This is a genomic window from Methanocella arvoryzae MRE50, assembly GCF_000063445.1.
Classification (GTDB): domain Archaea; phylum Halobacteriota; class Methanocellia; order Methanocellales; family Methanocellaceae; genus Methanocella_A; species Methanocella_A arvoryzae.
In genome coordinates, this window is record NC_009464.1 from 2,492,452 (window position 1) to 2,518,748 (window position 26,297).

The window sequence follows — 26,297 nt, forward strand, 5'->3', positions numbered from 1 at the left end:
ATGAAGAATAATACCTTCAGCAAGGGCGGAAATGCCAGGATCTTCGTAGAGCCGATCGTTGCCAGAGACACATGGGATCGGTTCATAGATACCAGCCCTAACTCCCAGCTCTTCCACAAATGGGACTTCCTGCAGATCCTGGAGAAGTATACCGGCTACCGGGCGCATCCCTGCGGGCTATACCGGAATGATGAGCTGATCAGTGTCATCCCCCTGTTCCACAAGAAAAAGAAAGGCTTTAACTTTGTCTACTCTCCCCCGCAGGCCAAGCTCTCGTACGTGCCGTACATGGGCTTCGCGCTAAGCCCCGCCTACTACGATCTGCCTCAGGTGGAAAAAGAAAGCCTTATGTCCCGGATCATCGGCGAGACTGACCTTTTCCTCAGGCGCTTTTCCCCGGGCTACACCTCGTTCGCGGTAGCCCCGGGAGACGTAGATGTCAGGCCGTACCTCTGGAACGGCTACGAAATGGAGCTCCAGTACACCTATACTTTCGACCTTACGAAGCCTGTAGAGGAACTCTGGAGAGGCCTGGACAAGCGATGCCGGACGAACATTACCAGTGCCAGAAAGGAAAACCTGTCTCTCGTCCGTTCCACAGACGCGCAGAAGCTATTCGATGTCATGCAGGGCAGCCTTGCCGACGAAGGCTCGACCTTCTTCCACCGCCAGACCTACCGGTACCTGGAGGACATGCTGGCTACGTTCCCCGATAATATCAAGCTGTACTTCTTATACAGGGACGACGAGCTTGTCGGGGCCGACGTCAACTACGAATACCGGGGCCGGTGCACCACCTGGATGGGCACGGCAGTGCTGACAGACGGCATGAGCGCGAACGAGTACCTGCTCTGGGAGCTGATCAACAGGGCAAAAGCTGCAGGGATCCGGACGTACGAAAATCTCGGGGCCGATGAAGCCCGTCTGAACCTGTTCAAGTCCAAGTTCAACCCGGACCTCGTGCCGTATTTCTACATCACTAAAAAGAATCCCCTGTTCAAAGTAGCCACCTATGGCTCGGAGAAGGTAGCAAGGATACTGGGGCGGTGAGACGGTGATGGGTGAACCTCACTTTCACGTCGATCGGACAAAGGAGTCGAACAAATGACCATCGAGTTAGTTACAGACAAAGAACTGTGGGATAAGTTCGTAGATCAGAGCCCTTACGGCACCCTCTTTCACAAGTGGGACCTGCTGAAGATCATCGAAAAGCACTCCGGCTACGAAATGCGGCCGTACGGACTTTTTAAAAACGATACCCTGTACGCCGTCGCCCCTCTCTTTTTCAAAAACATAAAAGGGGTGAAGATGGTCTATTCGCCGCCTCAGGGGACGCTTGCCTACATACCCTACATGGGGCTGGCCATGAGGCATGACTACAAGACCCTGAAGCAGCGGAAACGAGAGCAGTACCTGGATAATGCCTGGGCCGATCTGTCGGGGGAACTGAAACGAATAGGGGCTAACATAGTCTCGATCACCATGGTCCCCGACATGTATGACGTCAGGCCTTTCATGTGGGACGGCTACGAGATCAAGCTACTTTACACCTACTTCCTCGATCTCACCCAGACCGAGGAAGAGATCTGGAACAGCTTCGACAACGACTGCCGCCAGAAAGTCCGGGCCAGCGCCAAACATAACCTCACCATTAAGCAGTCTATGGACGTGGATACTTTCTTCAACATCATGGTCGGCCGCCTCAAGGGCTACGGCAACAACTTCTTCACCCGGCAGAGCCCCGAATACCTGCGTGACCTGCTCACCGCCTTCCCGGAGAACATCAAGCTGTACTTCATGTACAAAGATCAGGATATCGTGGGCGCAGCCATCAACTGCTGCTATAAAGACCAGTATACCGGGTGGTTCGGAGATGCCACCATCAACCGCGAGATCGCCTCCAATGAGTACATGAACTGGGAATTCATCAAAATGGCCAAAGCCCAGGGCTACAAGCGGCTCGAAAACTGGGGGGCAGACATGAAGCGGGTGAACCAGTTCAAGTCCAAGTTCAACCCGACCCTGGTGCCCTATTTCCACGTCCGGAAGAAAGACCGGCTGGGAGCGATCTCAGAGTGGGGGTACGACAATATCCTCGCCAGCCCTTACCTCGGGTTCGTCAGGAAGACGATTTTCTAATATTTTCTTTCCGTACTATAAAGAATAGATGGACTCTGCGCTGTGCCTCACTTGATTGCACAGGCTACTCGAGACCGCATGTCGAACGCTGCGCTGTGCCAATCCTCACAGATGCCACAGATTCTTATTGATTCCACAGATTTCTCTGCTGAATCCACAGATTACTACACGATAACACAGAAGGAATACGCTAATACTATTCGATCACGGATTACAATTATAAGACAGTCGATCAGAATATTTTTTATTTATCTGTGGAATCCATCGTCATCTGTGCTATCCAGTCGTAATCTGTGGAATCAGTTTCAATCCGTGAAATCTGTGAGGTTTTGCACAGCGCAGCGTTCGTATTGCTGTCTCACCACACAAGAGCAACTAGAAAACGCACAGCCCCGCGTTCGTCTTGCAGGCTCACCACCAATGAGCATAGTAGAACGCGCTGCACTCGCCGGATTTGTTCTCAGAGAGCTTTCACCATGATCTGGCACCCTGTGCCATCCGGGTAATAGTGCGGCACTATCGTTTTCTCCCGGTAGTCGTGCTTCCGGTACAGCGAGATCGCCCCGGCGTTGTCGGTTCTCACCTCGATATAGCAGCTTTTGCACCCGGCCTTTGCCACTGTGTCGGCGAAGGTTTGCATCAGGCTGTCTCCGATGCCTTTTCTCCGGTAGTTTCCATCTACGACGATCTTGAGGATGTGCCCTGTATTGCCAGAGCGCCCCATGATGATTTCTCCAATCAGAAACCCTGCCGGCTTGCCATCGTATCGGGCGGCGAGGAATAACGGGGAACCTGACCTGGCAAGCCTGCTCAGGTCGTTCAGGTACACCACGCTGTACATGCCATGCCTGACCAGCAACTTCAGGGCAGCAGGGACATCAGAAGGGCTTGCTTTCCCTACTGTGACAGGCCCGTTCCGCAAGACCTCTGCATATACCACAATTCCCGGAGCAAAAACGCCGGTCAGCCGCTTTCCTGCCGCCTGCAGCATCGAGATCCCGAGCATAACCGCGTTATACGGCAGCAGGCCCATTTCTTCGACGTGTGATAGCTCATGCCCTAACACCACTTCGAGTTCTTCGTCGTCTAGCCTCTCCTGCAGCCCCCTGGTAATGAAGAGGACTGTCCGGCCCTTTGTCATGCCGAGAACGAATGCCTGAAAAGCCGGGCCCCGGAGCATCGCGATCCGGGGCGCAGGAATGCCTGCTTTGCTGCATATCTTCCTTGTGATTCTGTACAGCCGGGGCTCATCTGCCTCCCCGGCAGGCTTTGCCCTCAGCAGCAGAATAGCAGCACGATCAAACAGTACATACGTGGCCAGCCCTGCTGCGACGACCATTAGCAATATAATCCCTACGTGCATCCAGTCGATGCCTGCATATGCCGGGGAGAGGACCAGCGCTGCCAGCGCAGCCGATATTGTACCGTAGACTATTAGCTTTCTCTCCAGATGCCTGATCCCTATGCGCACTATTGCTCCCTTCTATGCCGGTAATATCTGATATGTGTGCTCGCCGTGGCTGGCCTTGATCCTGATCGTGTCACTGTTGACTGCTTCCCAGTTGTCCCTTTGCACGCCGTCTGTGAGTACCCGGTATTTTGCAGGCAAAGTTAGCTGGCTGAGCGTAATGGTCACATAAGTATCGCTCTTGACCCGCAGGGAGACGTCTTCAGCGGAACTGTCTACTGTAAGGTAGTCCATCGGCCCGGTAGCTTTGACGAGAGGCCTTTCTCCTGCGTCGAGGTACGTGCCGTTCAGGATCGTGTACCGGGTATACCCGTCGCCAGATGCCCGGATGTAGGCTGTATCTGCGTTCGTGGCAAATTTGCCGAACCGGCTGTCGCCAGCGCCGGTATATACGGTGTCTACGTAGCCGGGGGCAGAAATGCTCAGGGCATTGCCGGTGCCCGTAACTTTCACCTGCGCGGCAGATGCTTCCGGATCCGACTGGTACCGGGACATCAGGGCGGTGACCCTGTACATGTTTTTCTCCGGCTCCTGAGACCTGAAATAAACGATGGGGGAGTATACGTCCGAAGCCATGTCGTTGCCGCCTATCACGCTCAGGGACTTTGTAAGGTAAACCTTTGATGCCGGCACCGAGTAGACCTTCAGCTCTACGGGATTGCCATAGGGGTTTGTGGTGCTCCACTCGAAGTGCTCAGTCACGATACCGGTGTCTACGTCGACTGCGTAGTCTGCAGCCTGCCAGTCGTACCTGTACCCTCCGAGGCTGAGATCGCCGATCACCCGGCCGATGTTCCCCGGGCTGAGGGTCTTCACAATCTCGAAGCTTGCGGGCCTCCATATGTTGCGGTAGATCCACGGCTCGCTTCCTTCGGCACGATCGATCACGAGGAAGTACCCGTCTTCAGGCAGCAGCACCGTGCGCTCCAGGTCTATGGGCGAGCTCAACGGTATCTCCTTCTCGCCTGTCCAGTTAGGAGAACCGGTTATGTGCTCCTCCGCCGTGAGGATGTCCATCCATGGGGTTGTGACAGTCCTTGAGACCCTGGCCGGAGTGGTGACCCCCGAGGCGTCTCCCTTGGAGCCTCCGACAAACCTTCCGCCGCTCGCCGCATCGACCGGGAAGGGCTGCCGGGGGTTTTCGAAGACTACTACGTTGTGGTACACAGGGGCCATGCCGTAGTCGGGGTTCCTCACCCACTTGTTCTCCCCGCCGTCGGCGAGCAGGATATTGCCTTTGCCGTAGTACTGTATTCCCAGCTGGTCAGCCCTGATCTCCAGCCTCGTGGTGCCTGTGGAGACGGGCTGGGTGGTCACCATGCTGAGGAAGTCGCTGTCTACAGACCACCCGTTTCTCATGGTCTGAAACATGGCGTCCGGGTTCAGGTGGCTGGTGTAAGGCGGAGGGTTTCTGGGCAGGTCGTTATAGTTGTGCTCGCACAGGTAGGCTGTGGTGTAGCCACCGTTCCACTCCGTGCTCGGATCGGGCATGTACCGGATGTTGGCGTTGACGTTGTCGTAGTGCCTCAGGACGGCGCTTCTGTTCACCTCGTCCAGCAGGTTGGCGATGCAGGCGTGATAGTTGAACCGCAGGTTTAGCAGCGTCTCATAAGTGGCCTCCACCCCGTTCGGGTAGGAATCCCATACCTCTGCGGTGAAGTGGCCTTTCATGATCGGGTACTTCTCGACGTAGTTCTCCCCGGTGACGTGGGTGTATGCCTGGGCGAACAGCACCATGTTCTCCAGCGTGTAGGTATTGTAGCCGATGAGATCCTTGCCTGTGGCAGCATCGAACCCATAGTAGACGATGGGCTTATGCCTGTCGTGGAGCGGGTCGGAAACGAAGAAGTAGTCGGTGCCGCACTTCAGCCAGTCGGAGGGACCGCTCTTCAGGCTCAGCCGGCCGGGATTGTCATAGTCAGCGAGCGCAAGGCCTGCGAAGGCAACGTTGATATATGCCTGGCCATGGTAGTCCCAGAAGGTGACGTAGTCTGTATCGGTCCCGTCCGAGTTCAGCTCCCGGTAGACCTGATCTGCCAGCTTCGCCAGCTTATCCCTCACCTTCGCGTCCGTCTGCTCGCTCATGTACGGCTGCACCAGGTCATAAGCAATGCTATAATCCCTGACAGCGACAGATCTGCGGTGAGGGCTGTAAGGGTCACCGACCCCGATGTTCGTCAGCGCCTCCACGGCCTTCTTCGCGTACTTCTCGTCTCCGGTGATATGCCACGCCATCGCGAAGGTCTTCGCATAGCCTGCCCGGCTCATGATGTCCTCCCGGGGGTCCCCCGGCCATGGTACGCTGAAATCACGATCGTAGACTATGTTGGCTCCCCTGATGATCTCGTATTCATAGCCAGACCACGGGGTCAGGTTGCGGTTCTGGTACCCCGGAGTTTCTCTGATGTCGTTGAAAAACAGGTATGGATGGGTGACCGGTCCGGGCAATGTGCCGGGCACGACTGTCCTGTTAGTGACCGGTTCCGGGCCAGCGTCAGTCGTCACGAGGGGTTTCATCACCAGGATGATTAATGCCAGCAAAATTAGGGCTAACCCTGAGATTATGAGCTTATTCTTTATCAGAAAACCCCTCCGCGCCCGGTAAAAAATTATCTGCCCGGCCCTGTCTTACTGGGGCCCATCAGCATACTGGTGTTCCTGTAGGTGGCATTGCCACTCTGATTCGATACGGTTTCATTGACCTCTGGCTCGGGCGGCACATATCTATCGAGGCCAGTGTAGGCGCTGATCGTTTTTGAGCTGAAGATCTTGTCCTGGCTGGCGAGGCTGGAGAAGACGGGGTTATCTCTATAGTAGTAGTTGGATAGGGTATACAGGCTCTCGTTTCTGGACGAGAACTCCCCGTCGGGTGAGTAGTACAGCTGCATCGGCCTCTTCTTCAGCTCCCCGTCCCTGATAAGGATCACGTCCTCGCTACGGTTGGTCAGGAACCGCTCGTTATTGTATACCTGCAGCATCCTCGTGTAATTGGCATCGAACGTGGGCAGCGACTCCAGATATCTGACGGTGATGTAGTCTGAGAGCATGTAGGTGGAGTCCATCTTCATATTGTTGAGCAACTGTATGCTGGTCGTTTCCTCTTCAGTGACGTAGAAGGTGTAGAATGGCCTTTTCACGATCGGGTTATCCAGCGCTACCCTGTCGTTGGATACCGACAGGACCACCCATATGGCGAAGAGTAAGATCAGGAAGGGCCTGACGTTCGTCTTTACTTTCGTGTACAGGTAGTACAGGCCGATAGCGGCCACAATGCCGACGAACAGGAACGTGTATTCCTCGAACCGCTGGAAGTTGAAATTGCCGGAGAGCTTGTTGACCATCATCAGAGGCCCCGGGAAAGCCACAGGCACCAGCAGCAGCGCTTCGAGGCACAGGATCTTGACGTTGGTGCCGATCTTCTTGTGGCCGATGACGATCAGGGTCGCCAGGATCACAAACAGGACCGTCGGCGAGTACTGGAGATAGTTGAACAGCTCGTTGAGCGGGGCCGTGTAGATCGACTTGGTAAAAGCGCCTATAGGGGCCTGCATCATGATGTTGACCAGCAGCGTCCTCACCAGCTCCTGGGCATTGATCACCCAGTAGAGCAGCGTCATTGCGGAGGCTATGATCAGATACGAATACGTGATCGGCGATTTCTCTTCCTTAGCGAAGATCTGGTACAGCAGGTACATCAACAGCAGCATGACCAGCACGTATGGTATCGAGACTGTGTGGTAGATGATGATGGCCAGCGTGGCCAGCAAGGCCAGCAGGTAGTACTTGATATGCTTTGGGCTTTCCAGCAGGAGCCAGAACAGGACGATGAAGAGGAATGAACAAACCGACCTGGGTATGGAATACATGCCATATGTGATGAGGATCGGATAGAACACCACGACCAGCGCAGAGAGGAGGGCGATCTTTCTGTGCTTCAACAGGCGTTCGGATACGAGGTATATGGCCGGGGGCACGAAGGCGAAGATCAGGCCGCAGGTTATGTAAGCGATCTTATTGACCGGCAGGCCGAGCCCCGTCAGCAGCAGGAGGTAGTCGCAGAGGATGTGCCACAGTGCAAACGGCATGTATATGCCGAACGCCTCCGTCACGTAGCCCGACGTCAGCAGATCGTTCATCAGGCGGGTGTGATCGAGAATATCTGTATATCCGATGTAGTAATAGTACTTGAGCGTGGCTCCCCACAGCACGTTCAGCATCAGGAACATGATCTGCAGCAGCAGTATGACCACAGTCGTATCCGTATGCTCTTTCGTCATAATTTGCAGCATGACTACGGTGGCCAGAGCCGCTATGACTATGTAGTAGAGGACGGTTCTTTCCGGACTGGCGGCCAAAAGCATGAGGGACAGGCCAAAAAGAACTGCATAGAGCAGGGTAAGCGTTTTCATCGGCCTCTCTTTCAGCGCAGAGATCACGTTCGCGTATGCCATGGCTTATACACCTATAACGTCGATGTTCTCGGAGTCTGCCCTTTTAACGAAAACGAAGTGGTAGATTAGAGGGGCCGATATCATGGGTATAGCCAGGTAGATGCCGAGCATCGTGAGGTTGAGCAGCCCGAACAGGGTCGGGATGGTGACCCCCAGCAGCCCGGCGACCGGTAATGAGTATATCAGCGCTTTTCGGACGAACTCGTAGTTCGAGGTCTTCTTCCATAACTGCCGGGAGATCCGGATAACAGCCTTGACTTTGATAGATAGTATCGCTAATATTATAATGAGTATAACGTTATAAATGTCAAACGATACCTGCCCAATCATTTGCATAATAATATACATAGCATTATTATATATAATAATTTTCCCTTAGTCCCAGACAGGGATAATGTACGCTGTTCGAAAGCTCAGGCCTTCGGGCAGCCCTGCTTCTCCAGCATACTCTTGACGTAAGGCATAATTTTCCCCGTCACATGGATCTCGTCTGCGGCAAACTCGTCCTTGATTAGTCCCCTGTCGTCTGCCACGACGGGGTATATGTCAAGATACCTGTAGCCGTGCGCTTCGCAAAACGTCTTCAGCTTCTGATTGAACCGGCGGTTGATGGGGCTGCGCACCTCCGGGGATGCGAGGAAGGGGTAGCTATTCCGGAATTCGCTAAACAGGTCTTCTTTGATCTTTTCCGTAGCGTACGGGGGAAACCGGAAGACGTGCTTCGAAGCGGGAAGCACTCCATATACCACGAAGTTGACCCCCATGCCTTTCAGCTGTGCAAGGACTTCCCCGTAGTTGGCGATCGTCCTGTCCATCAGCTCTTCTATCGAGACCTTACCCCCGCTCTTCATGTGCTGATTATAGAAGTGCACGCGGCAGTCGATCTCTCCGAATACCATGATGACGACGTCTTTTTTAATGTCGATCCGGCGAATGACCTCGAAAAGTTTCCTGTTGGACTGGACTGAGCTGTTCTTGTTGACTAAGTTATACGCCGTCGCCGGCCCGATATTGTGGACTATAAACGACCTTTGCCGCTTGAAAGCCCAGGTATGGCTGTCCCCGATCACGTGAAACAGGGGCCTGTTGAAGACTTTCGCGTAGACGTACGAATAAAAGTGATTCAGCTTCCTCAGGAAAATCTCCGTGTCAGTAGTCACCTTGTAGGTCAAAAGATATACTATGCCCCGACCACGGGCAACTTCCGCAGCGGTCATGATGTAATCTTTGAGGTCTATGGGAATCCCGCCGAGATATTAATATTGACGTTATTATATTAATATCTAACTGTGTAACGACATGCGCTGGAATCGTTGTCTATTCTATTGTGAATGGCTCTTGCATCTTCTCTACCGAACGTACACCAACGCTGCGCTGTGCCTCACCTGATTGTACAGGCTCTCACGAGACGGCAAGAAGAACGCTGCGCTGTGCCTCACCTGATTGTACAGGCTCTCACGAGACAGCAAGAAGAACGCTGCGCTGTGCCAATCCTCACAGATGCCACAGATTCTGATTGATTCCACAGATTCCCCTGCAGAATCCACAGACTACTCGATAGCACAGAAGGAATACGCCAATATTATTTGATCACCATAGCAATCATAAGATAATCGATCGGATTATTTTTATCTGTGAAATCCGTCGTCATCTCTGCTATCCAGTCGTAATCTGTGGAATCAGTTTCAATCTGTGGCATCTGTGAGGAATAGCACAGCGCAGCGTTCGTATTGCAGTCACACCACGCCCAGGCAACCGGGTGGTAGCATCGTATCCTGGGATAAGCTATAGCTGGCATACCCTATGAATTACAATTATATAGTAAGTAATATAATATAATGTTTGATATATCTCATGTCTCTGGCCGTCGGGAACTGCTACGGCAGGCTGAAGAGCAGCCTGTACGATCCGTTTTACAAGAACGCCTTTTTCATGGTCATGAACAAAGGGCTGGGCGTAGTTTCCGGCTTCGTGTTCTGGGCGCTGGCGGCGAGGTTCTACACGGTGAATGAGGTCGGCAATGCCGTTGTCCTGATCTCTGCGGCCTCGCTGATCATTGCCTTTTCAATGATGGGGTTCGACATCTCCCTCGTCCGGTTTTTCCACCACTACGACAAGAACAAGGTCTTCAATACTTCGCTGGTGGTCATGGTATCCACGGCGTTCCTTGTCGGTGTCCTGTACGTGGTGGCCGTAAAATACGTGGCCCCGGATCAGGCATGGCTTCAGTCTCCTGTGTACGCGCTGATCTTTCTGCTCTACATCGTCCTCAGCGCTATCGGCCTTGTCAATTCCCAGACCTTCATAGCCATGAGGGATGCCCGGTACACCTTTTTCCAGAACGTCCTCTACTGCTCTAAAATCCCGCTTCTTTTCTTCCTGACCTTCATGGGGTTCTTCGGCATCTTCAGCGCCAACGTGTTCTCTTATGTTATCGCCTTCCTCTTCGTGCTACTGATCCTGAACAAGTTCGTCAAAGTCGACCTTCATGTAGATATGGAGTACATCAAGAAGGCCTTCCGGACATCTTCCCGTAACTACGTGGCCAGCATCCTCTACAACGCCGCCTTTCTCACCGTGCCTATCATCATCTCCATGCAGCTCGGAGAAGCCGACGCAGCCATTTACTATATGGCCTTCACCGTGGGCAACTTTCTGTTGCAGATCCCCATCTCGCTGAGCACCTCGTTCTTCGTCGAAGGCGTTTACGGGGAGAGCTTAAGGAAGAACTTCATCAAGGCAGCCCTGACGGTCTACTCGATCCTGGTCCCGGCAGCCGTATTCTTCTTCCTGTTCGGGGGCTTCATTCTCAGCCTGTTCGGGCCTGGCTATGTGGCCGGGGCAGACCTGCTGAACCTGGTGGTGATCTCAAGCTTCCTGTATACTCTGTACTCCATGTTCATCCCGGTCCTGAACATCCGGATGAATGTCAACACCATCATAGTGCTCAACGCTATCCTGTTTTCAGTTCTGCTCGGGCTTACCTGGCCGCTTACGGGGATGTTCGGCATCAACGGGTTCGGCTATGCACTAATTCTTACCTTCCTCGCAGTAGACGCGGCCATACTTTTCTTCGCCTGGCGGTGGAAGTGGATATGGCCTGCACCGGCAACCCATTATCTTTCAGATGCATGAATAATAATAAATTTTATATATATAAATGGACTTATTTTACTATCAGGGTATTTGCTTGACAATCGAACTTATAGACGATAAGCAGCTGTGGGACGACTTCGTCGAAGCCAGCCCCTATGGTTTGCTCTTTCACCGCTGGGAATTTTTAAAGCTGATAGAGAAACATTCCGGCTATAAGCTGCTGCCTTACGGGGTTTACCTTGGGAACGAGCTCATCTGCGTGTTCCCGCTTTTCCTGCGCAAGTACCCCGGACTGAAGATGGTCTTTTCCCCGCCGCCCCAGACAGCGGTCCCATACCTGGGGCCCGTGATGACGCCCGCCTACGACACGATCAGGCAGCGCAGCAAGGAGCACTACATGTCGATGGTGGCCGGCGATATCCATGAGCAGATCGACAGGATCTCTCCGGGCTACACCCACTTTGTCTGGGTCCCCGGGCTGCTTGACGTCAGGCCGTTCAAATGGAATGGCTATAGCGCAGAATCGCTGTTTACCTACACCATCGATCTGACCCGGCCGCTGGACGAGATCTGGAAAGGCTTCGGGAAAGACTGCCGGGAGCGCATCAGGGACTTCTCCAGAGTCAGTTTCACCCAGGAAGAATCCGACGACCTGACTACCTTCTACCGCCTCTCGGAGGAACTTTACGGCCAGCAGGGCCTTAGCCTTCCTCTACTCGGCCAGCAGTACCTCGAGGAAGTCATGCGCCTCTTCCCCGACAACCTGAAAATGTACTTCCTGAGGCGGGACGGGGAGATCGTCGACATCGAAGGCACCTATGCCTACAAGAACCACTTCAAGCTCCTCTGGGGCATCTCCAACGAGAAGTACCGGGGCCACCAGGAATACCACACCTGGGACCTGATCAAGAAAGCTAAAGAGCGGGGCTTCAAGGAGTTCGAGATCGTCGGGGCGAATACCCGGCGCATCAGCCATTACCAGTCGAAGTTTAACCCGTCCATGAGCATGTACTTCTCGGTCCAGAAGATGAACGCCATAGGCAGCGTGGCAAGGTGGTCCTACCAGAACCTGATCAGGAGACAGCCGCTGAAAGCCCGTGCCGGGGAGTGAACCGGCCTCAGGCACTATATTTCTGGCTATTTGACAATAAGGAGTTGATTATCATCAAAGTTCTCATCCTCGTAGATCACCCGGCCCAGATCCACCTGTACAGGAACATGATCAAGCAGATGGAGGGGCGGGGGCACAAGGTGAAGATCGCCGCCTGTGTCAAAGAAGTGATGCTCGACCTGCTGGACTCATATGGCCTGGACTACGGCGTGCTGTTCAACAACGAAGGCGGCCCGCTCTACAAAAAGGCCGTGGTAGCAGCGCTGGGGGAAGTCCAGATGCTCAGGCTGACCGCGGGCTTCCGCCCCGACATCTTCTTCAGCGCCACATCGGAGATCGTGGCACCAGCGAAGCTGGTATTCAGGAAGCCCCATATAGGAATAACCGATACGGAGCATGCCAGCCTCTCGAATGCATTTGCCTATCCTGCCACAGACGTGATCCTGACCCCCTCCAGCTTCAAGAACGACCTCGGAGCCAAGCAGGTCAGGTTCGAGGGCTGTAAGGAGCTAGCTTATCTGCACCCGAACCATTTCAAGCCGGACCCCACAGTACTGGACGAGCTGGGGCTGTCTAAAAATGACAACATTTTCATGCTGAGGTTCGCCGCTTTCAACGCAGGCCACGACGTCCGGAGCCAGAAGTTCGGGGCAAAATACGTTCCGGAGCTCATCAGGCGGCTAGAAAAGCACGGGGAGATCATCATCTCCTCTGAAGTACCTCTCAGCCACAGCCTTCAGAAGTACCAGCGCAACCTCAGCCCCGCCAGGTACCTGGACCTGATGGCCTACTCAAGTCTCTACGTAGGCGAAGGCTCATCCAGCGCTAACGAGGCGGGCATCCTCGGGGTCCCGTCCCTGCACTTCGAGAGGCTCAGTGATGGCAGCAAAACCTACGGGGCCACCGCGATCTGCGGAATTATGGCAGAGCTCCAGGCCCGGTACGGGCTGATATACAGCTTCCATGAAGAAGAAAAGCTGCTGGCTAAGCTGGACGAGATCATGGCTGACCTCGGAAAGGCGAAGAGAGACTGGATGGCAAAACGGGAGCGGTTTTTAAAGGACAAGATCGACGTGACCTCGTTCATGGCATGGTTCCTGGAAAACTATCCGGCCAGCCTGGCAGAGGTACGGCAGAATCCGGCCAGGCAGCATAGCTTCAAGTGAGATATGCTGAAGCATATTCCATATACTTCAAGCATAGTACCAGGAGTATAGTTATTCCTGAAACTATTTGGACAGTTTCTGTGCCTGGGTGTTCGCCTTTTGAACGCCTGCCCTGGCAGGCGTTCTGGAAGGCGATTCGTAGACGATCGCTGCGCTGTGCCGGGACACAGATTGCGCAGATGACACAGATTGGCACAGATAACTACCGGAATAAAAAATAGGAGCACGGGAAGCCATTTCCGATTATTATCGATTAGAATCTGTGTAAATCTGTGTCATCTGCGCAATCTGTGTTCTGCACAGCGCAGCGTTCGTGTTGCTGTCTCACCGAATCCAGGCAATCAGAGAACGCACAGCGTAACGTTCGCGTACGTTCACACGAGAATTTATAAGGGCATGCGTCCCATGACCTGATCGGACTCGTATCCAAAAAGTTCCAGTAAAGACTATACTATGCTGATAATACATTATCAGCTTCGCTCGGGACCCCGGTGATGGCTCTCTTGCATCCTGCGATATCGCAGTTTACCAGCGCTTCGCTCAGGGTCATCTTGGTGACCTTCTTGAGCGAGCTTAAGATGCGGGTGATCCGCTTTTCTACGATGCTTCCCTTGATCATCCAGTACCCTGGCCTGTTCTTTCCCACCCGGGGGAACTCTTCGTCAGAGATGTCGATGGGGTGGAAGTAGAACACGGTATGGCCTCGCTTCAGACTTTGCTTGAGCCCCTAGAGGATGATGCTGGAGCCGAGGAACCTCAATATGGGCCCTCCATACGCCGGTATTTTCACCCCCGCCTCGAACCGGGCCCAGGGGAACTCCACGATGCCGCGCTTCTCCCCGACGCTCAGGCTGGACCTGCGCGGGTAGTATGGAATTGTGGTAACGTCGTCGACCGGGCTGCCGGTCTTATGGAAAAAGGAGTTCACGTTGACGGAAGAGTCGTATTCGAAGTCAATTTCTTCCAGGGCATCGATCATCCAGCCCGAGATCAGAGCATTCGGCGCCCGGTACCCGATGACCTTCTTCCCGGAAGCCTTCTCGAGCATTCGTTTCGCCAGCAGAGTGGCCGCCTTAAACACCTCGGGGTCCATGGCCGGCTCTTTAGTCCTGGGGTTGATGATGCAGGGATGACGCAGACTATGGCAGGCGATCTCGTGGCCTCTTGCCGAGATCGCCTCCACCAGCCCCGGATAGTGCTCGACCACTTCTCCCACGACGAAAAAAGTGGCCCTGACATCGAAGCGGTCCAGGATGTCGAGAGTCCTCATCGTAGGCCCGGTCAGGTAATCGTACCTGTCCTTCCACTTGCTGAAAAAGTCCACCGTATCCCTGAATTCTGAATATGGCGAGCCGCAAACCGACGGTACGTGATACCAGTCCTCGATGTCGACAGTAATGGAAATGCTCTGGTCTTCGATGGTATTACCTCTCTGCATCGACCAAAACGGGGCATTGCTATCGCGTACCCATGGGTCGGATAATAAAGGTTTATATATTATTGATAGTATAAATATATTGTTATTTTTATTCATACAAAATCATAAAGATTTGTCTTCCAGTAGAACTGTCGCAGCTCTCCCTTGTTTATGGTACCTGGATCGCACGCGCCTCTGTTATCGATCACATGCCTTCCTACCGGAGGATTTATTAATGTAATAATATAATAATGATATATCGATCGATATCCGGGAAAGGGCTTAAGCTATGGTAGGCAGGATTCTGGTCTTATCACCTCACACCGACGACGGGGAGATTTCCGCCGGGGGCTCCATCGTACGGTTCATCGAAGAGGGCAAAGAGCTCTTTTACGTAGCCTTTTCGAGCTGTGAAAGGTCTGTACCCGACGATCTGCCCAGAGATACCTTGATCAAAGAATGCATGGAGGCCACGGCCGAGCTGGGCATACCCCGGAGCCACAACATCCTGCTCGACTTCGACGTGAGGGAGTTCCACCGCTACCGGCAGGAAATCCTCGACGAGATGATCCGGATAAAAAAGGACATCGAGCCCGACCTGGTCATCACCCCCTCCTCCTTCGATACTCACCAGGATCACCAGGTCATATACAACGAGTCCCTCAGGGCGTTTAAAAAATCCTCTTCTCTCTGGGGCATGGAGCACCCGTGGAACAACCTCAACTTCCGGACAGACATCTTCATCCAGCTGGAGGACCGCCACGTCCGGAAAAAAGTTGCAGCCCTGAAAAAGTACGGCTCCCAGAGCCAGCGGGACTACTTCAGCCACGAGTACATCAACGCCCACCTGCTCACCCGGGGTATGAATATAGGGGCGCAGTACTCGGAAGTGTTTGAGTGCGTCAGGCTGAGAGTATAAATTGTTACAAATATTTTTGTACCTCGCGTTAAAGCACAGCGGATAAACTTATGGTTGTTTCTATGGGCTCGCCGCCCGATCGGTAACTATATCATATATAATATTATATTTATTTGATATATAGAAACTACTCATAGGAGATCTCATCAATATGGTCCGAGTTTTAACCGCTCATCAGCCACTGTATCTCCCATGGCTCGGGTTTTTCCAGAAAGTATGTATGAGCGATACCTTTTGCCTGTGGGACGACGTGCAGTTCACCAGCGATTCCTTCATCCACCGGAACAGCATCAAGACCGCAAACGGCCCGACACTGCTGACCGTACCCATCCACATGGAAGGCTTCCAGAACAAGACGATCAAAGACATGACCATCGATAATACTCAGGCCTGGCAGAGCAAGCACTGGAATACTATAAGGACCGCCTATGAGTCCAGCGCTCCATATTTTGAATGCTACCGGGACTTCTTCGAGGATGTCTACAGGCGGAAGTGGGAGAAAATCATGGATCTGGATGAGCATCTCCTGAAGTACCTGTTCAAGGAGCTCAAGATTAGCGTGGACTATGTGAAAGCCTCCGATCTGGGCTTCGAGGGCCGGAAAAACGACCGCATCCTTGACATGTGTATGAAGATGAACGCAGACCTGCTGATCTTCGGCCAGAGCGGGGAAACCTACGCTGATCTGGCCAAATACCGGGAGGCGGGAAAGCTGCTGCACTTCCAGAAGTATAAGCATCCGAAATACCCTCAGCTTCACGGGCCCTTCGCGCCCAACATGTCCATCATAGACTTACTCTTCTGCTTCGGGGAAAAGTCCCGGGACATCCTGGAACGGGGCAACCCGACAAGGCAGGAACTGATTAACAAGTACCTGTCGAAAAACTAGATTATTTATATTTTATCTTCCACCCAGCCCGAAATTTCCCTGCCAGAGGCCATCCATGCATTTCTGCTCTGGCAGTACTTCAGGATCTTTTCGTAAAACTTCACCCAGCCGCTCAGGTGGCTGTTGTTGAACGCGTCGCTGTGCCACAGCACGGTGAGCACGCCCCCGCACTTCTCGGCACTATCGATGAGGCTCTTCGCTATCTCCCACTTCCTGCTGAACGGGACTCTCGTATTCATCAGCGTGAAGTCCGACAGAGTCAGGGGTAGCTCCACGATATCGATCTCTCTGTTTTTAATGGCATCATATGGCCTGTAGGGGTGACAGAGCCCGTTCTTAAAGCCTGCGATCCGGTTGTTGCCTATAGTGGTGTCATACCTAAAGCCAGCCTGCCGCAGGTATTCCCATGTCTCTGGCAGCCTGAACCGCAGGTAGTGGTTCCGGTAGCCGGTAACCTTGCCGTTGAACACTTTTTCCAGCCTGCGCTTCTCCTCACTGATCTTTTCCGGGCTGTCGAACGCGTAGTAGCCTCCATGTAATCCCACCTCGCAGCCGCCATCCGCCACGATTCCCAGCTCTCCTTCCAGATCCTCTATATCGTACCGGAACCGCAGCACGTCTTTGTCAGTGGCCAGGAAGTAGAAGGACGACGTCGCACCGTAGCGCCGCTCGATCTCCATGATCTCCCTGAAGTTGATGTAGGGGCTGTACTTTTTCCCCTTCAGCCTCCACAAGAGGTGCTTTTTCATGCCCTCCAGGTCTCCCCGGGTCAGGCTGCTGGCAGAGGAAAGGGCTGTGTGGCGAAGCGGGGGATAAATCTCGTCCACGTCGTGGGTGAGACAGACGGCAAATCCCTTGCCGTCCGGGTATTCGAGAGAGAAGCCTTCCCTCCTGAGGTACTCCGACATGTACGGCCGGGTGAGAAAGCGGTCTCCGATAACGTTGCGGACGTGCCCGTATTCCTGGTTCAGTGTGGAGATGCCCTTAAAAGAAAACTGGTCCCACAGCTCCCGGTTATGCCGGAGCACTTCGCTGACGTGACAGGCCATCGCTACCGGGCCCCTGGAGAGGGTTTCATTGACGTATTTCCGGCACTGGCAGTGGTGTTCTTCCGCTGGTCGGTCACGTTGATCCAGAGCCTGCACTGGTGATATGGTATTGCCGTATTACCGTCCGCGTACAGCAGGAAGTCCAGCTTCATCCTGGTCCCCAACCGGTCCGGCTTGATCTGGGCAGTCTTTTCCCACGTCTGGTTATCGCCCAGCACCACGCGCTCCGTGCTCAGCACGGTCGTCGTATTGTTGTCGACCAGCTGAATCTGTAAGTCGTACGTCATCTCACGTTTCTCATGGTTGACGATACCTACGATCACAGGCAACTGCTCGCCCAGCACGAAGTCGGAGGGATACCCGCCGATATTGTGCTCAGGCCCCGTGAGGTAGAACTCGGTAAACTGCTCCACCTGCCCCGGCATGAACACCATATATGAGACAGTGCCCGCGGAGACGAGAAGGGCTGCCACGATCGCTATGCCTAAAACTTTATCGATCTGGCTCCTGTCTCCCCAAAATAAGGATTTTACAGCTGCAGGTATGTCGGGGTAAAACATCTCGTCGGCAGGCACCTTAAACCGGCTCACAATCGCCAGTGCCGAGCAGGCGAGGGTGAAGATTGTGACACAGATGAGGATAGGGTCGAGGTGCACTCCAAGGAACGTGTAGTTCAGCGCCATCCCGATCAGGGGGACGATAATGATGCTCAGGGTCACCGACATCGTCATCCGGGCGATGTTGCCCATGTCGCTCCTCCTGGGAAACATGGCTGTGACCATCGCATATCCCGGGGCGAACAGGGTTGCCGGAAAAGCCAGGATTGCCCGGAAGATGCTGTCGCTGAAGAAGGGCGTATAGGTGAGCACAATCATCAGCACGGATATCAGTATGATTAGATACAGGTCGAGGATGAATTTCCCCCGAAATTTTGTCCGGATGTCCCTGACAAACCCAAAATTCTCTATGCTCCACATTGCCATGTTCCGGCCTCATTCTTAGCCTGCCCGCAGACGCTGTCCGGCCGGCGGTTGAGCTGCAGATATAGAGTAAAGTATCGCCTGATATATTATAAAGTTTTTTATATTGAAAATTTTATGCTATCCTGCAAGCGGGCACTTACCATGTAAAAACGTGCCAGCAGCCTTACCTGGCCGGGACGGGCTGCCTGATCTTCAGCCTGGCCCTGATCTCCTCTATAGTTTCTACCGGTAGATCCAGGTCCACTTTGTTCACGGCCACCCCGAGGAGGCTCCCGGCCCTCTGCAGCTCTTCCTCCGGGTGATATTTTAGCGCCTGCTCAAAAACCCGGCTGACAGGCACCTGCTGGGATAGCGCACAGATGGCGCAGATGAGGTCGAAGTCGTTCGCCCTCCACAGCTCCCTGCGATCTATTTTGAGGCAGTCGACGACGTACAGGCGGCCGTCGGAGTACAAAAAGTTATCCAGCTTGATGTCCCCGTGGAATACGCCGGTATCCTCCATCGCCTTCAGTGTCGAGAATACCTGGCCGATCACCTCGTCGGTCAGCTCCACTTTGGACAGCGGCCTGCCTTCGATGAACTGCATGACCAGCACATAGTCGTCGTGGTTGAGCTTGTGAGTGCCGAAGACCTCGGGCACGTTCACCCGGCGGTTCTTCAGCAGCATCAGGGAGTTGCGCTCGAACTCGATCATGTCTTGCGCTCCCTCATGGCCGTCGAAGGCCAGGGTCGCTCTCTCTGCCAGCACGCCCAGGTTCCGGAGGATCGTCATGTACCTGTGCATCAGGGCACTGCGGTCATTAATGATCTTCGCCAGGAACTTTTTGGGCTGCTTCGTCCGCCTGTCCACGCCTTCCACCACGCAGGGAATGGACATCCAGTAGGAGCCTCCGGCCAGCCCGATCTTTATCTTCTTCAGCCCGTACTTCTTGCGGAACACGTACCTGATCTGGGCTTTGCGGAACACGTTCAGGTCGTCCCGGGAGATGCCGTGGATCCAGTCGATCAGCCGGCGCCTGATGTGAGTGTGCAAAACCCGGTCAGCAGCCTTGACCACTATGTAGACTATCGCGATAAAGGCGACCATCAGGGCTTCGACTACGGCGTTGTTCAGCACCCTGTAAGCAACTTTCAGCAGGGCATCTCTCCAGGAGATCATAACATTCGCTACAAGGCGTCGCCATCCTAAATAAATAGTGGCAGCTTAGCGTTTATCTTTCTACCAGGCGGTATCTACACAGGGTTCCCCAGCTCTCGCCTTAGCTCCCGGCTTTTCTCCGGGGACAGGTCGATGTCGGCCTTGGCGACCGCAATGTCCAGCAGGGTGCCGGCATAGAGTAGCTCGTTCTCGGTAAAATGGCTCCGGGCCAGGCTGATCACTGTATCGACGGGCGCTTTTTCGCAGAGCGAGCACAATGCGCAGATCAGGTCGAAGGCCTGTGCCACCGGGAGTGCTGTATGGCCGATTTTCAGGCAGTCTACAAGGTAGATCTTCCCGTCAGAGTAGAGAAAGTTATCGAGCTTGATGTCCCCGTGGATGACCTTGCTGTCGTGCATCTTCTTCAGGATCGCAAGCACTTCCGAGATCTCCTCGACGCCCATGGCTACATCTGAAAGAGTCCTGCCTTCGATGAACTCGGTCACGAGCATATAGTCGTCTTCATTCAGCTGGTGCATTCCCAGGACTGCCGGAGCATTTACTCCCTCTTCTCTCAGCCGGGAGAGGCAGTGGCGCTCGAAGCTCGCCATGTCTCTGGCGTCTTCATAGGTTTCGAACCACATCTCCGCGCCGCCGGCGATGATCCCCAGGTTGCGCAGCATGGTCATATACCTGTGCTTGACAGCGCTCTGGTCATTGATGATCTTGGCGAGGTACTTCACCGGCCTGCCCTCTCTCCTGCCCTTCACCACGCACGGGATCGACAGCCAGTAAGAGCCTCCGGCAAGCTTTATCCCTATCCGGGAGAGGCCGTAATGGCACCGGAAAATGTACCTGATCTGCGCCCGCCGCAATGGGCTCAGCCTGTCCTTCGACACGCTGCGAAGGCTGGCGATGAACTGCCTCTCCACCCTTGTCCCGATGATGCCGTCAATGATCGAAGTGAGCAGGAAACCGATGGCTATCAACGATACCAGGACTGCTTCTACGGCTCTGTTCATCAGCACGACGTAGATAATCCTTCTCAGCAGCCGGTCCGGTGCCGGGATGAAAACTTTCTTCGGTTCACACTGTTCAGCGCTCATCCGGGTCATTATCATTTCGTCTCTCGTACGGTTAAAGCGCGCCGAAATAAAATCAGGAAAGTATATGTGCGTATTATTTAAAAGCCGGCCGCGCAACGGGGGCGGGGCCATATCGCCGGCTCGTGAATCTATGTAATTATATAATTCAGATATAATAATAAGAGATAAGTGTTATCTATCCAGACGTACATAAAAGCTATTCTGCCGCGGGGCATGATCGATCATGTATACCTCATTTATCGGACTCTGCATCGACCTCGACCGGGAAGACCGGCTGACAGAAGCTCTGATCGGCATGGATGGCGTGGCAGAAGTTTACACTATGATGCAGCCGTTCGATCTCTTCGTCAAAGTCCGGGCGGAAAATTTAAAAAAGCTGGAATCCACCGTCCAGGAAATCCTGAACCTCGATGGGGTCCAGAGATCCTACAATTTCCTGACCGTGCAGCAGAAAAAAGGTTAAAGCCGCTACTTTTCGCACCTGTCCGTTACCATGTAGCCCCCCTCCATCGCCGAGGAGGCCAGAGTGGTGTACATGCTGAGAACACCGGTAAACCTGGGCTCGGGGCGTTTCCACTTTTTCAGCCTTTCCTCTATGATCCGGGCAGCCTCGTCCAGGCTGACTTCTTTTCCCCTGACGCCTGTAAGGTCCAGGCGTCGGCCGGGAATGTCGATCCTGATCAGGTCATCGTTCTCCACAATTGCGAGAGGCCCGCCGCTCATTGCCTCCGGGGAGATATAGCCGATACAGGGTCCTCTTGAAGCCCCCGAAAACCGGCCGTCGGTGATAAGCCCTGTAGTGGTGCACAGCTCTTTGCTGGAGGCGAGGGCTTCCGTCGGGTAGTACATCTCCGGCATTCCGCAGCCTTTGGGGCCGGCATAGCGTATGACGATGACCGACCCTTTTTTCACAGTTCCGTCCAGGATGGCGTCCCTGGCATGGAGCTCATCCTCGAACACAATCGCAGGGCCGACGTGGCGGAACATTTCTTTGGGAACTGCGGCATACTTCGTCACGGCGTAGCCGGGGGCCAGGTTCCCCTGCAGGATGGCGAGAGAGCCTTCGCCTCTGGGCTTCGAGGCGGGATAAATGACCTCCTCCGCCCTTATCTTATAGCTCTCCAGATGCCTGCGCGCGTGCTCGAAGAAGTGCTGGCGCTCCATCTCTTTGAGGTTCTCCCCGAGAGTCCTGCCAGTAACCGTCATGGCGTCGAGGTGCAGGTGATCTTTGATCTCCCTGATGATGCCCTGGACGCCGCCGGAGTACCAGAACAGGATTGCCGGGTGGTGCCCGCTGGGCCGCACGTTGAGAAGCATAGGTATCTGCCGGTTCAATTCGTCCCAGAGCGTCGGCTTGATCGTCACTCCCACCTCCCGGGACATCGCCGGTATGTGGAGCAGGGCGTTGGTAGAGCCGCCGATGGCCGCGTGTACCATGATGGCGTTCTCGAAAGAGTCTCTCGTGAGAATATCCTTAGTCTTCAGGCCTTCGTCCAGCATCTCCACGATCCTTATTCCGGCCTCCTCCGCCTTGTGCCGGATGCCTGCAGTAAACGCCGGCATCGAGGCCGCGCCGGGGAGGGTAAGCCCCATCGCTTCGGAGAGCGACTGCATGGTGTTGGCGGTGCCCATAAATGAGCAGCAGCCTTCGGTGGGGCACGCGCTCCGCTGGAGGAACCGGTACTCGTCAGGGGGGATCTCTCCCCGCTTTAGATCGGAGTAGATCGTGCCGACCTGCTCGAGGGTGAACATGCCGGGCCCTTCCATCATGGTGCCGCCGGGCACGTGTATGGCCGGCGCATCGTCCAGGCGCGCTGCAGCCATCAGCTGTCCGGGCACACCTTTGTCGCAGCTCGATAGCAGCACGAGGCCATCTACCGGTTGCGCCTTCCAGTGTACTTCGATCATGCCACAGATGAGCTCGCGTGACAGCAAGGAGTAGTTCATCCCTTCGGTCCCCTGTGCAATACCGTCGCACATGTCCGTGACGTGGTGGTGCGCAGGCTTGCCTCCGCTGGCGTAGACTCCCCTGGCCACCATATCCGATAAATCCTTTAAGTGATAGCTGCCCGGCAGCGCATCTCCCCAGACGTCCTCGACCAGGATCTGGGGCTTTTCAAGATCTACCACTCCCCAGTCCATCGAAAGCTTGAGCGGATCAATCTCCGGGCCGAGTTTTCTCAAATCCTGGCTTCTCATAATAAATAAATTAACTTATATATTTATGTATGTGGCGCACGTGAAGGTGATAAAATAAATTCACTTGTATATCGGTATATGGCAATTTTTTTGAAAAATTAGGAAAAGATTTAAGTACCATATCCAAGATATTGCTATTGCTGTTTGATGTATCGCTTCACATTACAACGATACATGACATAGCCCATCAACTGTCGAGGCTTGAGCATGTTAACAACCGAAGAGATCCAGAGACTTGTCAAGCTCAAGGAAAAGGACAAAGAGGCCTTCTACCGGCTTCTCGAGGACATCCGGCAGTCACACCCGCTGGATCTCCTGCTATCGTACAAGAAATTCAAAGAGTATGCGCCCAACGTATAGCCGGGCGCCCACTCCTTTTTAAGCTCAAAAATATTTTATAGCCGTTTGCCCATTCATTCAGTGATACCTATGGTGGACGTCGCAGTCATTCTCGGTTCGGCCTCGGACCGCGCGATCGCAGACAAGGCGATCGAAGTTCTCGCCAAAAACAACGTTTCGTATGACCTGCAGGTGCTCTCAGCTCACCGCAACCCCGACGAGCTCGATGCATACGTCAGGGGAAGCGATGCAAAGGTCTTCATCACCATCGCCGGCCTGGCCGCAGCCCTGCCCGGCGTCGTCGCCGCCCGGACCAAAAAGCCGGTCATCGGCGTCCCGGTCTCCGCCAAGCTCGGCGGCCTCGACGCCCTCCTGTCCATCGTCCAGATGCCCAAAGGCGTCCCGGTAGCCTGCGTCGGCATCGACAACGGAGACAACGCCGCCCACCTGGCCATCCGCATCTTACAGAGGTAATTCTATGGATCTCACCAAGCTCAACATCTGGTATGTCAAGGCCGTCTACGTAGCAATAGCCGCACTACTCATGATCGGCGCCATAATCTCCGCGCTCAACGACCAGCAGTATCTGGTTCTCGTATTCATCGTTGCAGCTTCGCTGGTCATCGTGACAGGATCGCTGTTCTTCGCGTATCTGTTCAAACAGCAGAAAATAAGAGAAGTTAAGAAGTTATAGGCCTTCGGCCTTTGTTTTTTTATCGAAAGCCTTCGGCTCGGGCTTCTCATCGTTAAGTAAAAAGCGTGTACCTGATGGTACAAAGCGATTGGGCTGCGAGTGTGGCGTCGGTCAGTTTGCGAAGCATGCTTTATGACGCCAGAGTATTCATCAAAATGCGGTTGCGCCAGTATACTCCTATGCCAGCACAACCGTGGCTTAAATTTCAGCTCTTTGTAAGGTCTTACCGCGTGCTTTATTCTTACGATGACAACACCTGAGCCGAAGGCTCAAAATGTATGGACGGCCAAGGCCGAAGGCCCTCAAGTGAGCCTTCGGCTCACAGCTCGTCGTCCTCGTCTATGGCCGCGACTTCGATTCCCTCATCAAAGTACTCTCTGCCCTCTTCCTCCATGTCTTCGTCGCTCCTGGCGACTGCCACTTCACATGCCAGAGGGGTCATCTTTTGTTTCTTGGCCAGGCAGAAGTAGTGGGAAAACGCTTCCATGCTGTCGATGACAACCAGTTCGTTCTTGTGGACTGCGAGCGGAATATACAAGTGAGAATCACCGTCCGTGGTGCTGTAAAGGTTGTTATTTAAAGCCTTTTTGGCTACCGGCCTTTTCACGCCTGATGCCATACTAAAAATAATAGGCCCAATATATAATTTTATCGGCCGGAAACCGCCCGGGGTATAGTTTCCCTGTGCTGCAGGGTAACCGGCTGATACACTTGCCAAGATTTAATTAGAGATACGACAAGAGTATATCCATGAAAACAATCCTGGAAGACTTCTCTCACGAGAAGGGCCTGCACTGCGATACCTCGTCCCTGCGGGACGTCTTCGCTTACGCGGGCCATGGTTTCCCCGAGCCGTTCTTCTTCGGGATCGGGGAAGGGCTCGGCTTTTTCTTTCGCGACGGCAGATCTGGCAAGCCTCCGGTAGCCTCCGGCAGAACCGGTGTCCTGGAGATCGAACGGCGGGCTTGCAGGCTGCTGGGCTGCGACCTGAAGATCTCTACCTCCTCAAGCCCCCGCCGTGCCCGGGAGACGCTGGCCTCTATGCTGGCAAACGGCCAGCCCGTAATGCTGCACGCAGACCAGTACTACCTCAAGTACCTCCGCAGCCCGTCCCACTTCGGCGCGTACTCTCTCGTAGTCGCCGGCATCGACGAAGAAGCCGGCATCGCGCACGTGGCCGACCACATGCGGGAAAACCTTATTGAGGTCCCGCTGGCCGAGCTGGCCGAAGCCCGGGCTTCGATCCATCGCCCGTTCCCGGCCAGGCACCGCTGGTTCAGGTTCGGCATACCCTCTGATATAAAGGCAGACAGCAAGCAGATCATGGCCGCCATCGGGCGCAACACTATGGAAATGCTCAACGCCCCCGTCCGCAACTGCGGCGTAGGCGGAATCTACTATCTCGCCAACTGCATGTACCGGTGGGAGGAAAAATACAGCAAAAAGGAACTGGATGACGCCTGCCGCATCGTCCACGACGCAATCGCCGGCCCCGGCACGGGTGGCAGCTGCTTCCGCTGCCTCTACGCTGACTTCCTCCAGTACGCGGCCGAAAACTTCGACCTCCCCGGCATAGCTGAAACTGCAGACGGCTACCGAAGAGTAGGTAACATGTGGGCACAGGCTGGCAAAGTGCTGGCCGAAGTCCGGTGCGGGTGCTCCGCACTCACCGAGGCCGCCGACATCATCCAGATCATCGCCGCCCGGGAACATGAGCTGCAAGTTTCTTTGATGGCTGCGGCCAACCTCTGCTGCCGCCGTAGATGAACCACTGAGGTTCAGAGAGCGACTGGTTACCACAGAGGCACAGAGGTTCAGAGAGCGACTTGTTACCACAGAGGCACAGAGGTTCACAGAGATTTTACCACAGAGGCACAGAGATTCACAGAGATGCACAGAGGCTTACTTATTAATGGGTTACTATCCCCTTATTTATCCAAAAATCTCTGTGCCCTCTGTGTCTCTGTGGTAAGCCTTTCTCTGTGCGTCTCTGTGGTTACAATCACATATTTCTTGTAATGGGTTTACCGAAGCGCCGCCGATATGCTGGCATATAAGGGGTAATCGGCATACTGGGCCGTGTTTCTCTTGTAACCAGAAAGGCTAAATGGTATGCGTCCTTCTTTAATTTCG

26 protein-coding genes are annotated in these 26,297 nt (G+C 54.2%); 12 read left to right on the forward strand and 14 right to left on the reverse strand.

The window, feature by feature from the left end; all coding sequences use genetic code 11:
• Positions 1–1,050 carry a GNAT family N-acetyltransferase gene (locus RCI_RS12275; protein ID WP_012036770.1) on the forward strand — a complete coding sequence of 350 codons (1,050 nt, stop codon included), beginning with the start codon at positions 1–3 and terminating at the stop codon, positions 1,048–1,050.
• Positions 1,051–1,104: 54 nt separating this feature from the next.
• The gene (locus RCI_RS12280) at positions 1,105–2,139 is read left to right on the forward strand and encodes a lipid II:glycine glycyltransferase FemX (protein WP_012036771.1); all 1,035 of its coding nucleotides are present in this window, start codon (positions 1,105–1,107) and stop codon (positions 2,137–2,139) included.
• Between the two features lie 460 nt (positions 2,140–2,599).
• Here RCI_RS12280 and RCI_RS15945 read toward each other — a convergent pair whose 3' ends face one another.
• From RCI_RS15945 to RCI_RS12305, 5 genes are all read right to left on the reverse strand, one after another.
• Positions 2,600–3,610: a GNAT family N-acetyltransferase gene (locus tag RCI_RS15945; protein ID WP_012036772.1), complete on the reverse strand. Its 1,011-nt coding sequence runs from the start codon at positions 3,608–3,610 to the stop codon at positions 2,600–2,602.
• A gap of 12 nt (positions 3,611–3,622) precedes the next feature.
• Positions 3,623–6,112: a hypothetical protein gene (locus RCI_RS12290; protein ID WP_148266620.1), complete on the reverse strand. Its 2,490-nt coding sequence runs from the start codon at positions 6,110–6,112 to the stop codon at positions 3,623–3,625.
• A 104-nt stretch (positions 6,113–6,216) separates the two neighbouring features.
• On the reverse strand, positions 6,217–8,058 hold the full coding sequence (locus tag RCI_RS12295) for a hypothetical protein (protein ID WP_012036774.1): 1,842 nt from the start codon (positions 8,056–8,058) through the stop codon (positions 6,217–6,219).
• 3 nt (positions 8,059–8,061) lie between these two features.
• Positions 8,062–8,394: a hypothetical protein gene (locus RCI_RS12300; RefSeq protein ID WP_148266621.1), complete on the reverse strand. Its 333-nt coding sequence runs from the start codon at positions 8,392–8,394 to the stop codon at positions 8,062–8,064.
• Positions 8,395–8,471: 77 nt separating this feature from the next.
• On the reverse strand, positions 8,472–9,275 hold the full coding sequence (locus RCI_RS12305) for an SGNH/GDSL hydrolase family protein (RefSeq protein WP_012036776.1): 804 nt from the start codon (positions 9,273–9,275) through the stop codon (positions 8,472–8,474).
• A 637-nt stretch (positions 9,276–9,912) separates the two neighbouring features.
• On the opposite strand from RCI_RS12305, the gene RCI_RS12310 reads away from it, so the two are divergent.
• The 3 genes from RCI_RS12310 to RCI_RS12320 are packed head-to-tail and all read left to right on the forward strand — an operon-like array spanning position 9,913 to position 13,431.
• On the forward strand, positions 9,913–11,193 hold the full coding sequence (locus RCI_RS12310; protein WP_012036778.1) for a lipopolysaccharide biosynthesis protein: 1,281 nt from the start codon (positions 9,913–9,915) through the stop codon (positions 11,191–11,193).
• A gap of 55 nt (positions 11,194–11,248) precedes the next feature.
• Positions 11,249–12,265, forward strand: coding sequence for a GNAT family N-acetyltransferase (locus tag RCI_RS12315; protein ID WP_012036779.1), 1,017 nt, complete (start codon positions 11,249–11,251; stop codon positions 12,263–12,265).
• On the forward strand, positions 12,208–13,431 hold the full coding sequence (locus RCI_RS12320; RefSeq protein ID WP_081477343.1) for a DUF354 domain-containing protein: 1,224 nt from the start codon (positions 12,208–12,210) through the stop codon (positions 13,429–13,431). Before RCI_RS12315 ends, RCI_RS12320 begins: the two co-directional genes overlap by 58 nt.
• Positions 13,432–13,494: 63 nt before the next feature.
• Here RCI_RS12320 and RCI_RS17535 read toward each other — a convergent pair whose 3' ends face one another.
• The 3 genes from RCI_RS17535 to RCI_RS12325 all read right to left on the reverse strand — a co-directional run bounded on the left by RCI_RS17535 (position 13,495) and on the right by RCI_RS12325 (position 14,869).
• The gene (locus RCI_RS17535; RefSeq protein WP_269446475.1) at positions 13,495–13,617 is read right to left on the reverse strand and encodes a hypothetical protein; all 123 of its coding nucleotides are present in this window, start codon (positions 13,615–13,617) and stop codon (positions 13,495–13,497) included.
• A gap of 265 nt (positions 13,618–13,882) precedes the next feature.
• A complete protein-coding gene (locus tag RCI_RS17265) occupies positions 13,883–14,125 on the reverse strand; it encodes a polysaccharide deacetylase (RefSeq protein ID WP_012036781.1) in 243 nt (80 codons plus the stop codon).
• 33 nt (positions 14,126–14,158) lie between these two features.
• A complete protein-coding gene (locus RCI_RS12325) occupies positions 14,159–14,869 on the reverse strand; it encodes a polysaccharide deacetylase family protein (RefSeq protein ID WP_012036782.1) in 711 nt (236 codons plus the stop codon).
• A gap of 268 nt (positions 14,870–15,137) precedes the next feature.
• Between RCI_RS12325 and RCI_RS12330 the strand changes: the two genes are divergently transcribed.
• A complete protein-coding gene (locus RCI_RS12330) occupies positions 15,138–15,767 on the forward strand; it encodes a PIG-L deacetylase family protein (protein ID WP_012036783.1) in 630 nt (209 codons plus the stop codon).
• Between the two features lie 151 nt (positions 15,768–15,918).
• Positions 15,919–16,656, forward strand: coding sequence for a WbqC family protein (locus tag RCI_RS12335; protein ID WP_012036784.1), 738 nt, complete (start codon positions 15,919–15,921; stop codon positions 16,654–16,656).
• 5 nt (positions 16,657–16,661) lie between these two features.
• Here the strand turns inward: RCI_RS12335 and RCI_RS12340 are convergent, their stop codons facing one another.
• From RCI_RS12340 to RCI_RS12355, 4 genes are all read right to left on the reverse strand, one after another.
• Positions 16,662–17,705 (reverse strand): polysaccharide deacetylase family protein, encoded by a 1,044-nt coding sequence (locus RCI_RS12340; protein ID WP_012036785.1) that lies wholly within the window; start codon positions 17,703–17,705, stop codon positions 16,662–16,664.
• 2 nt (positions 17,706–17,707) lie between these two features.
• Positions 17,708–18,688, reverse strand: coding sequence for a DUF1616 domain-containing protein (locus tag RCI_RS12345; RefSeq protein ID WP_012036786.1), 981 nt, complete (start codon positions 18,686–18,688; stop codon positions 17,708–17,710).
• A 163-nt stretch (positions 18,689–18,851) separates the two neighbouring features.
• Positions 18,852–19,847 (reverse strand): RIO1 family regulatory kinase/ATPase domain-containing protein, encoded by a 996-nt coding sequence (locus RCI_RS12350; protein ID WP_012036787.1) that lies wholly within the window; start codon positions 19,845–19,847, stop codon positions 18,852–18,854.
• Between the two features lie 74 nt (positions 19,848–19,921).
• The gene (locus RCI_RS12355; protein WP_158308914.1) at positions 19,922–20,947 is read right to left on the reverse strand and encodes an RIO1 family regulatory kinase/ATPase domain-containing protein; all 1,026 of its coding nucleotides are present in this window, start codon (positions 20,945–20,947) and stop codon (positions 19,922–19,924) included.
• Between the two features lie 208 nt (positions 20,948–21,155).
• Between RCI_RS12355 and RCI_RS12360 the strand changes: the two genes are divergently transcribed.
• The gene (locus RCI_RS12360) at positions 21,156–21,395 is read left to right on the forward strand and encodes an Lrp/AsnC ligand binding domain-containing protein (protein WP_048198570.1); all 240 of its coding nucleotides are present in this window, start codon (positions 21,156–21,158) and stop codon (positions 21,393–21,395) included.
• Between the two features lie 5 nt (positions 21,396–21,400).
• Here the strand turns inward: RCI_RS12360 and ilvD are convergent, their stop codons facing one another.
• Complete coding sequence (ilvD, locus tag RCI_RS12365; RefSeq protein WP_012036789.1) at positions 21,401–23,131, reverse strand: dihydroxy-acid dehydratase; 1,731 nt, start codon at positions 23,129–23,131, stop codon at positions 21,401–21,403.
• A gap of 207 nt (positions 23,132–23,338) precedes the next feature.
• Between ilvD and RCI_RS17070 the strand changes: the two genes are divergently transcribed.
• The 3 genes from RCI_RS17070 (at position 23,339) to RCI_RS12375 (ending at position 24,164) form a co-directional block, all read left to right on the forward strand.
• Positions 23,339–23,491: a hypothetical protein gene (locus RCI_RS17070; protein WP_158308915.1), complete on the forward strand. Its 153-nt coding sequence runs from the start codon at positions 23,339–23,341 to the stop codon at positions 23,489–23,491.
• Positions 23,492–23,560: 69 nt separating this feature from the next.
• Positions 23,561–23,944, forward strand: a complete 384-nt coding sequence (purE, locus tag RCI_RS12370; RefSeq protein WP_012036790.1) for a 5-(carboxyamino)imidazole ribonucleotide mutase — start codon at positions 23,561–23,563, stop codon at positions 23,942–23,944.
• Positions 23,945–23,948: 4 nt separating this feature from the next.
• Positions 23,949–24,164 carry a hypothetical protein gene (locus RCI_RS12375; protein WP_012036791.1) on the forward strand — a complete coding sequence of 72 codons (216 nt, stop codon included), beginning with the start codon at positions 23,949–23,951 and terminating at the stop codon, positions 24,162–24,164.
• Between the two features lie 319 nt (positions 24,165–24,483).
• Here RCI_RS12375 and RCI_RS12380 read toward each other — a convergent pair whose 3' ends face one another.
• Positions 24,484–24,783 (reverse strand): hypothetical protein, encoded by a 300-nt coding sequence (locus tag RCI_RS12380; RefSeq protein ID WP_148266623.1) that lies wholly within the window; start codon positions 24,781–24,783, stop codon positions 24,484–24,486.
• A gap of 131 nt (positions 24,784–24,914) precedes the next feature.
• On the opposite strand from RCI_RS12380, the gene RCI_RS12385 reads away from it, so the two are divergent.
• Positions 24,915–25,931, forward strand: coding sequence for a BtrH N-terminal domain-containing protein (locus RCI_RS12385; RefSeq protein ID WP_012036793.1), 1,017 nt, complete (start codon positions 24,915–24,917; stop codon positions 25,929–25,931).
• Positions 25,932–26,297: the final 366 nt, after the last annotated feature.

Excerpts from the sequence above, each read along its gene's own strand:
- RCI_RS12275 (WP_012036770.1), top strand. The coding sequence starts at position 1 with ATGAAGAATAATACCTTCAGCAAGGGCGGAAATGCCAGGATCTTCGTA.
- RCI_RS12280 (WP_012036771.1), top strand. The coding sequence starts at position 1,105 with ATGACCATCGAGTTAGTTACAGACAAAGAACTGTGGGATAAGTTCGTA.
- RCI_RS12295 (WP_012036774.1), bottom strand. The coding sequence starts at position 8,058 with ATGGCATACGCGAACGTGATCTCTGCGCTGAAAGAGAGGCCGATGAAA.
- RCI_RS12300 (WP_148266621.1), bottom strand. The coding sequence starts at position 8,394 with ATGCAAATGATTGGGCAGGTATCGTTTGACATTTATAACGTTATACTC.
- RCI_RS12305 (WP_012036776.1), bottom strand. The coding sequence starts at position 9,275 with ATGACCGCTGCGGAAGTTGCCCGTGGTCGGGGCATAGTATATCTTTTG.
- RCI_RS12310 (WP_012036778.1), top strand. The coding sequence starts at position 9,913 with ATGTCTCTGGCCGTCGGGAACTGCTACGGCAGGCTGAAGAGCAGCCTG.
- RCI_RS12325 (WP_012036782.1), bottom strand. The coding sequence starts at position 14,869 with ATGCAGAGAGGTAATACCATCGAAGACCAGAGCATTTCCATTACTGTC.
- RCI_RS12330 (WP_012036783.1), top strand. The coding sequence starts at position 15,138 with ATGGTAGGCAGGATTCTGGTCTTATCACCTCACACCGACGACGGGGAG.
- RCI_RS12335 (WP_012036784.1), top strand. The coding sequence starts at position 15,919 with ATGGTCCGAGTTTTAACCGCTCATCAGCCACTGTATCTCCCATGGCTC.
- RCI_RS12340 (WP_012036785.1), bottom strand. The coding sequence starts at position 17,705 with ATGGCCTGTCACGTCAGCGAAGTGCTCCGGCATAACCGGGAGCTGTGG.
- RCI_RS12345 (WP_012036786.1), bottom strand. The coding sequence starts at position 18,688 with ATGGCAATGTGGAGCATAGAGAATTTTGGGTTTGTCAGGGACATCCGG.
- RCI_RS12350 (WP_012036787.1), bottom strand. The coding sequence starts at position 19,847 with ATGATCTCCTGGAGAGATGCCCTGCTGAAAGTTGCTTACAGGGTGCTG.
- RCI_RS12355 (WP_158308914.1), bottom strand. The coding sequence starts at position 20,947 with ATGATAATGACCCGGATGAGCGCTGAACAGTGTGAACCGAAGAAAGTT.
- RCI_RS12360 (WP_048198570.1), top strand. The coding sequence starts at position 21,156 with ATGTATACCTCATTTATCGGACTCTGCATCGACCTCGACCGGGAAGAC.
- ilvD (WP_012036789.1), bottom strand. The coding sequence starts at position 23,131 with ATGAGAAGCCAGGATTTGAGAAAACTCGGCCCGGAGATTGATCCGCTC.
- RCI_RS17070 (WP_158308915.1), top strand. The coding sequence starts at position 23,339 with ATGTTAACAACCGAAGAGATCCAGAGACTTGTCAAGCTCAAGGAAAAG.
- purE (WP_012036790.1), top strand. The coding sequence starts at position 23,561 with ATGGTGGACGTCGCAGTCATTCTCGGTTCGGCCTCGGACCGCGCGATC.
- RCI_RS12375 (WP_012036791.1), top strand. The coding sequence starts at position 23,949 with ATGGATCTCACCAAGCTCAACATCTGGTATGTCAAGGCCGTCTACGTA.
- RCI_RS12380 (WP_148266623.1), bottom strand. The coding sequence starts at position 24,783 with ATGGCATCAGGCGTGAAAAGGCCGGTAGCCAAAAAGGCTTTAAATAAC.
- RCI_RS12385 (WP_012036793.1), top strand. The coding sequence starts at position 24,915 with ATGAAAACAATCCTGGAAGACTTCTCTCACGAGAAGGGCCTGCACTGC.